Origin of the sequence: Marivirga sp. (assembly GCF_024636815.1) — a bacterium.
Lineage (GTDB): Bacteria > Bacteroidota > Bacteroidia > Cytophagales > Cyclobacteriaceae > Marivirga.
Genome location: NZ_JAGXGF010000192.1, coordinates 20,932 through 27,507 on the forward strand (window position 1 = coordinate 20,932; position 6,576 = coordinate 27,507).

7 protein-coding genes are annotated in these 6,576 nt (G+C 33.2%); 2 read left to right on the forward strand and 5 right to left on the reverse strand.

The annotated features are described in order from the left end of the window. Positions 1-67 precede the first annotated feature (67 nt). The 5 genes from arsM to mutY all read right to left on the reverse strand — a co-directional run bounded on the left by arsM (position 68) and on the right by mutY (position 5,118). Positions 68-1,042, reverse strand: a complete 975-nt coding sequence (gene arsM, locus Q0L29_RS13950) for an arsenosugar biosynthesis arsenite methyltransferase ArsM (protein ID WP_296622624.1) — start codon at positions 1,040-1,042, stop codon at positions 68-70. A gap of 122 nt (positions 1,043-1,164) precedes the next feature. Beyond that, the gene (locus Q0L29_RS13955; RefSeq protein WP_296622626.1) at positions 1,165-2,136 is read right to left on the reverse strand and encodes a CNNM domain-containing protein; all 972 of its coding nucleotides are present in this window, start codon (positions 2,134-2,136) and stop codon (positions 1,165-1,167) included. Positions 2,137-2,176: 40 nt separating this feature from the next. Beyond that, positions 2,177-3,499, reverse strand: a complete 1,323-nt coding sequence (gldE, locus tag Q0L29_RS13960; RefSeq protein ID WP_296622628.1) for a gliding motility-associated protein GldE — start codon at positions 3,497-3,499, stop codon at positions 2,177-2,179. Positions 3,500-3,516: 17 nt separating this feature from the next. Further along, positions 3,517-3,960: a single-stranded DNA-binding protein gene (locus tag Q0L29_RS13965; protein ID WP_296622629.1), complete on the reverse strand. Its 444-nt coding sequence runs from the start codon at positions 3,958-3,960 to the stop codon at positions 3,517-3,519. A 111-nt stretch (positions 3,961-4,071) separates the two neighbouring features. Then, complete coding sequence (gene mutY, locus Q0L29_RS13970) at positions 4,072-5,118, reverse strand: A/G-specific adenine glycosylase (protein ID WP_296622631.1); 1,047 nt, start codon at positions 5,116-5,118, stop codon at positions 4,072-4,074. Between the two features lie 232 nt (positions 5,119-5,350). Between mutY and Q0L29_RS13975 the strand changes: the two genes are divergently transcribed. Then, positions 5,351-5,650: an HU family DNA-binding protein gene (locus tag Q0L29_RS13975; protein ID WP_013454713.1), complete on the forward strand. Its 300-nt coding sequence runs from the start codon at positions 5,351-5,353 to the stop codon at positions 5,648-5,650. An 8-nt stretch (positions 5,651-5,658) separates the two neighbouring features. Next, a complete protein-coding gene (locus Q0L29_RS13980) occupies positions 5,659-6,495 on the forward strand; it encodes a tetratricopeptide repeat protein (protein WP_296622633.1) in 837 nt (278 codons plus the stop codon). Positions 6,496-6,576: the final 81 nt, after the last annotated feature.

Consider the following 6,576-nt stretch of genomic DNA (forward strand, 5'->3'; position numbering starts at 1 on the left):
TCATTTTCAATATTACCTTGTATAGCTCTCTTCAAATTTCTACACCAATCATTCAATATTTTTATTGTTAGCAGCAACCACCGCCATCATAAAAATAGGTGGATGGGGAAATATAGATATCTTCCCTATCAAGTGACTTCAGTGTATTGGCAGTTTTATCGCAAATAGACAATGGCTGATTTTGCATCAACACATGCCCTTTCTTATCATCAAAATATTCTTCAGTCCCAATATAAATAGCAGTTTTGCCAGTAAATACACAAGGACCATCTTCTGGCATTGGGTCTTTAATGGCACAAACCTCTACGCTTTCTATAAAAATATTTTCCTGAGTAGCATAATGATTAGGACTTAAGACTCTATAAGGTCGTTTGGCTCTGATTTCAACGGTTCCAAATCCTGCATTAGTAATTTTTTTAATGTAATCAGTTAATGGTAATGAGCCACTTAAGCAGAGAGCTCTTAATCTTTCATCTTCTTTTAAATTTTCAGGCATTGTTTGATTGCAAACAGGGTCAGACATTACCAAACGACCATGAGGTTTAAGTACACGGTACATTTCATCCATCGCTTTTTTAATATCGCTTTCTTTAAAAATATTAAATAAACAATTTTGAGCTGCCACGTCTATTGAATTATCTTCAACAGGCAGATTTAAAGCATCACCATTTCTTAAATCAACAAAAGAAGAGTCGAACCAATCATTTAATTTTTCGGCTTCTGAAAAATTGTCTCTGCTTGCTGTCAGCATTTCTTCTACTACATCCACGCCAATAACGCCTGATTTTTGTCTGCTAAAGTAAGAGAATTGAAGGAGTTCCATTCCTCCGCCCACCCCAACATATAATATTTTGGGATTGTTAACCAAGTCACGAGGATGAACTGTACTTCCGCAGCCGTAATTCATCTCTTGCATTCTTTTGGGGATATCTAATGCCGGCAATTGCCAAATTGGAGTAGTAGTGCAGCAAAGTCCAACATCTGGAGTTTCGGCTGCTTTTCTATAAACATCCTTTGTGGTTTCTAAATAAGTATCATTCATATTTACTCAAAATAAATTTCATTAAAGTACGGGAATATATTTATGATAGATTGTCACAAATGAGACATTGCTAAAATAGCAGGATATTTGTGATGGTTTACTTAGTGTAATTTAAATCATTATTAATCAAACTCATCTTCTATATCTCCCACTACCGTTTCTACTAAATTTTCTAAGGTTATCATCCCAATAATTTTATCATCATTGGATTTCACCATAGAGATGTGAAATCTATTTTCATTCATTCTTTTAAGTAAATTAATGATAGGAGTGTTTTCATCTATAAAAATAATGGGCCTAATAAATTCAGTTAATCTATTTTCTGAGTCTTCTTTTTCGTTAAGCGCTATTTCCTTGAAATTTATATAACCATAAACATCTTCAATTGAATCAGTTTTGCTAATGGGGTAGCGAGTATGTTTATGTTTGCTAGCTAAATTGAAATATTTGTCGAAGCTGATGTTCTCTTTAAAATAGATTATTTTTTTAACGGGCAGCATGATTTCTTTTACAAAGCGTTTCTTTAGAGTAGAAGTGTTGATAATGATGTTTTCTTGATCGGTATCAATTATCTTTTCCATTTTAGCCATTTTGGCAATTGTTCGAATATCATCTAAGCTATAGGGATTGCTCTTTTTTCTTTTACCCACTAAAAAGTTGGTGAATGCTTGTGTCACTATGATAAGAGGGTGGAGAATTTTAATAATCAACTGAAGAGGCCTTGCCATCTTTCTGGAAATCAGGTTTGATTTATTTACGCCTATTACTTTGGGAATGATTTCAGTACCAAAAAGGATAACGATCGTAAAAATGACTGAAAATATCCATATATACTCTTCCCCGTAAATTGCATCGAATGCACTGCCTGCGATAGTAGCGCCACCAGTGTGGGCTATTGTGTTTAATATAAGGATAGCGGAAATGGGTCTGTCAATATTTGATTTGAGCTTATGCATGATCTTCGCATAAGTCAGCCCTTTCTCTTTATCAGTCTCAATTTTTACTTTGTCGACACTGAGCAGAACAGCTTCAGCCATAGAGCATAAAAAGGATACAAATACTGCGACAAAGGTGCTAATTACGAATACAAGCATGGTATGATAGTCTAATTAATTCTTGAAGCAGGGCTCAAGACTAATTTTTAGTAAATACCCTTACTCTTTTAATTCTTTTTTGATCCACAGCAACTACCGTAAAAGTGAAGTTTTTGAACTTTATTTTCTCTCCAGTACGGGGTAGTTTGCTATTGATTTCTAAAATTAATCCTCCTAAAGACTCACTTTCACCTTTCACCTCATCAAAAGTGCTAGTTTCTTCATTGATGATTTTACAGAAATCATTGAGTGAGGTTCTGCCTTCAAAAATATAGGTGTATTCATCTAATTTGTTGTAAGCAACATCTATGTCCTCATCAAATTCATCATTAATTTCCCCAACGATTTCTTCAATCACATCTTCTAAGGTGATAAGTCCGGAAGTGCCACCATATTCATCAACTACTATAGCCATGTGTACTCTTCTTTCTTGGAAATCTTTTAAGAGACTATCTACTTTCTTGGATTCCGGAACAAAAAAACCAGGTCTTAAAAGTGTTTGCCATTCAAAATTATCTTCTTTCTCTATATAAGGTAATAAATCCTTTACATACAGAATTCCCTCAATTTTATCAATCGTATCCCTGTAAACGGGTATTCTACTAAAACCGTTTTTATTGATTTGATCCATTAACATATGGTAATCATCATCAATGTCAAAAGCCGTTATATCCAATCGAGATTTCATTACCTGGCGAACCGAAAGCGTACCAAAATTTACTATCCCTTTTAAAATACCTTTTTCTTCTTCGGTTGTATCTTTGTCTGCAGTAATTTCCAGTGCATGATGTAATTCATCTATTGAAACGCTAAAGCCTTTTTGCTCAACTCTTTTTTCAATAATGTTACTCAGGCTCATCAATGAAATTGATAAGGGGCTAACAATTTTTGCCGAAAAATTTAGCGGTAGTGCCATTCTCGAAGCAAAACTTAAATTATTTTGATTAGCATAAACTTTGGGTACAATCTCTCCATAAAAAACGATTAGAAATGTAATTATAGCAGTTAAAGTAACCACCATTAAGCCTTCAGTTTCTTTGGTGCCTACAATTTCCCAGGTAACGTAGGTGGAAAGTGTAACTATCCCTACATTAATAAAATTATTAAGGATCAGAATAGTTGCTAATAAGCGTTTTGGGTTTTTTAATAGCTCTAAAATAGTTTGTTCCTTTGGCTGACTGCTTGTTTTACATTTAGCCAAATCTTCGTGAGATAAAGAAAAGAATGCTACTTCGGAGCCTGAAACAAGTGCGGACATCATTAGTAAAAACATCATCAATACAGTATTGATGATGTAAAACCAATGATTGCCATTTTCGGCTATACTTGCTAATAAAAATATACTAGGGGAAGGGTCTTCCAATTTTTATATTTGTTTATTTAAAATGGTAAATCGTCCATTTCGCTGTTTGTATCTGGTGTTTGGCTTGGTGCCTCAGCCGCTTGATTGTTTGATTGATATTCATTAGACCCACCAGAAGATTGATTATCACTTCCTTTTGAATCTAACATCGTCATCTGATCTCCAACTACTTCGGTTGTATAGCGAGTAACCCCATCTTTTTCCCAGGATCTGGTACGGAGTTTTCCCTCAATGTAAACCATTTTACCTTTCTGAAGGTATTTTTCAGCTATTTCAGCCAAACCTCTCCAAAGCACAATATTGTGCCATTCAGTTTGCTCTACCTTATTTCCGTTTTTGTCTTTGTAAGTTTCGGAGGTTGCTATTGGGAAATTAGCAACGGCTGCTCCGCTTTCTAAATGTCGAACATCTGGGTCTTTACCCAGTCTTCCTACAAGTATTGCTTTGTTTACTCCTGACATAAGTTAAAAGTTTTAGTTAAAAATTAGTTCAAAATTACAGTTAATAGTTGAAGCAAACTGCTTTTTTAAGGAAAATTTTTCCAACAGTTAAAACTTCAGATATAAATTTACCTAAAAATCTTTGCTTGTCAAATAATTCTCAATCAATCTGGGTTTTGGCAGTTCTTCAACTTCCTGTTTTGTGTAGTATTTTAAACTCTGATCATTTAAAATATTTTTATTGGTAAGTTTTAATTCTACAAATACGGCTTCCAATCGCTGATGTGATAGTATGTGCTTAATAGGCTCAGATATTTCAACTACTTCAGCATTATTGTATTTTTTATTTACTTTTTCAAAAACCTCTTCTGTTGATAAAGAAGTGTTGGTTTCTATCAAATCAAAATCAAATAAGCCTTGCCAGATATCATTTGCACCTCTTTTTTTCATAGCCATCTTTCCGCTATTTTGCCAAATTAAATAATACAGATATCTATGTTTAATTTTAATTTTTTTCTTTTTGACTGGCAATTCTAATTGCTTATGTTGAATTCTAGCTATACAATCCTGCGCTACTGGACAATTCTCACAATCAGGTTTTTTTGGAGTGCAAATTGTAGCGCCCAATTCCATAATAGCTTGATTGAAAGAATCTGATTGATCTTGAGGGATTAGTTCGCTTGCAACATTAAAGAATTTGGTGAATGTTTTAGGTTGTGCAATATCATCTGAGATGTCGAAATATCTAGCAAGTACTCTAAAAACATTGCCATCTACCACAGGCACTACTTGTCCAAAAGCAAAAGAAGCTATTGCGGCAGCAGTATATTTCCCTATGCCTTTTAATTTTAATAATTCATTATAAGTATTTGGAAATTCACCATTATAGTATTCCACTATTGATTTTGCACATTCGTGTAGATTCCTGGCTCGAGAATAATAACCTAAGCCCTGCCATAATCTCATCACTTCATCTTCTGGAGCTTTTGCTAAATCATCCACTGAAGGATACTGATTTATAAATTTATTATAATAAGGTAATCCTTGATTCACTCTGGTTTGTTGTAAAATAATTTCAGAAAGCCATATTTTATAAGGGTCAGAAGTGTTTCTCCATGGCAAGTCTCTTTGGTTATGATTATACCAGTTGATAAGAAGGTTTGAAAAGCTTTGAGTCATAGAAATGCAAATATGCTTAATCTTAAATTAAATATGTAAAGAATATAAAGATGAAATTATTAATTAGTTTTTTGCGTAAAATGTTGAAAATTAAAAAGTTAAATATAAATTAGCGATGTGGAGCTTACATATCTTTAAAAGATTTTACTTTTAAATTCAAAAATGTAAGGTTACCTTTGCAGACCTAAAATGAAAGGGAAAAATTTTTTAATAATTTAAAACAAAAAGAAGCGTGACTAAAGCAGACGTTATATCAGAAATTTCTGAAAAAACAGGTATCGATAAGGCAGATGTAACCGCTACAGTAGAAGCATTTTTCTCTGTTGTGAAGGATTCAATGGCAGATGGTGAAAACATTTATGTCAGAGGCTTTGGAAGTTTTGTGAATAAGAAAAGAGCAAAGAAAATTGCTCGAAACATTTCCAAGAATACGGCTATTGTAATTGATGAACATTATGTGCCTAGTTTTAAACCTTCAAAAGTTTTTGTAGAAAAAATCAAAAGCTCTAATAAAATTACTGAAGAAGTTTAAATTTAGACATGCTTAAGTCTCGAATCATATTACTCGTTATTGCCATTGTTTTAGTAGCTGTATTTTTCAGTCTGTCTAAGGTCGTGGTTGATAATGAAAATGAAAGCATTGAAAAAGAGACTGATTCCGTAGAACATACTACAACTTCAAAAGACAATTCTTCAACTTCATCTAACAGTTTGATGACAGAATCTCACTCAGGTAACATACCTGAAGAGGTAAAAAAAGATATTGAAAGGCTAAGAAACAATTATTCGTTAGCTGAAAGTCAAGAAAATAGTATTATATTTGCGGATTCTTTAGCCGATGTATTCCGAGACCTAAATAGGTTGGATAGTGCGGCTAAATATGTTGAATTATCTCAGGAAGACAATGAATTAATAGGAAACGCCTATTATGAAGCCTTCAGTTTTGCAGCTGACGTAGAGAAAGCAAAAAGATTAGCAGTAAAAACCAGAGAATACTTACAGAAAGTATTGGATAAGAATCCAGCTAATAAGAGTGCTAAAATAAAATTAGCCATGACTTATGTTTCTTCTGAAAACCCAATGAAAGGGATTTCAATGCTTTTGGAAGTGGTGGAGGAAGATCCAAATAATGAAGAAGCTTTGTTTAATTTAGGTATACTTTCAATACAATCTGGCCAATATAGCAAAGCAATAGAGAGATTTGAAAAGCTTTTAAGAAACCATCCTGATAACGTTCAGGCGGAATTTTATTTAGCTTTGAGTTTGATGAACAACGGACAGAAAGCAAAAGCTAAAAAGTTATTTACTGAAATTAAGAATAAAAGTAATGATGAGCAGCTGTTAGCAGCTGTTGAGAGTTACTTGAATGAATTGTAATAAAATTGTTTAACAAAAAAATTTAAAGTTATGCCTTGCGGTAAAAAAAGAAAAAGACACAAGATTTCAACTCATAAGAGA

Bases quoted from the DNA above. Each gene is read 5' to 3' on its own strand.
- arsM (WP_296622624.1), bottom strand. From the start codon at position 1,042: ATGAATGATACTTATTTAGAAACCACAAAGGATGTTTATAGAAAAGCA.
- Q0L29_RS13955 (WP_296622626.1), bottom strand. From the start codon at position 2,136: ATGCTTGTATTCGTAATTAGCACCTTTGTCGCAGTATTTGTATCCTTT.
- Q0L29_RS13965 (WP_296622629.1), bottom strand. From the start codon at position 3,960: ATGTCAGGAGTAAACAAAGCAATACTTGTAGGAAGACTGGGTAAAGAC.
- mutY (WP_296622631.1), bottom strand. From the start codon at position 5,118: ATGACTCAAAGCTTTTCAAACCTTCTTATCAACTGGTATAATCATAAC.
- Q0L29_RS13980 (WP_296622633.1), top strand. From the start codon at position 5,659: ATGCTTAAGTCTCGAATCATATTACTCGTTATTGCCATTGTTTTAGTA.